Genomic DNA, 378 nt, shown 5'->3' on the forward strand with positions numbered 1-378 from the left:
TCGTGCCCTGGATGCCGTCCGCTTCCGCCTGGTTGCGGTCCGTATAGTAGAAGAAGTCTACGCTCGCAGGGTTCGTGTTGTTCCTGATATAGGTCTCGCGTACCGTAAGGTCGACGCCTTCGGCCATGCCGTCGCCAGGAATGCCGGTGTCGCACGACTCGATGTCCTGCGGATCCGTCCTAGGGTTAGGAAGCGGCTCCACTCGGATGGTAAGCGTGGTCCTGCTTTCGCAGGTGGTGGCCGTATTGGTGATTACCACGTTCAGCGTCTGCACGCCAGGGTTCTGGTTCGTATAGGCATTGGCAGGGTCGATAAGCGTGCCCGCAAGGGTGTAGAACGCAACGGTATACCCCGGAAGGTTACTTGTAAGGTTGCCGA

General features: G+C 58.7%; 1 protein-coding gene. It reads right to left on the reverse strand.

What is annotated here, in order from left to right; translation table 11 throughout:
- A partial coding sequence (locus tag FJA49_RS18290) for a hypothetical protein (protein WP_158629423.1) occupies window positions 1–378 on the reverse strand: 378 nt, incomplete at both ends.

The organism is Flavobacterium microcysteis, assembly GCF_006385255.1.
In the GTDB taxonomy this organism is placed as follows: Bacteria; Bacteroidota; Bacteroidia; order Flavobacteriales; family Flavobacteriaceae; genus Flavobacterium; species Flavobacterium microcysteis.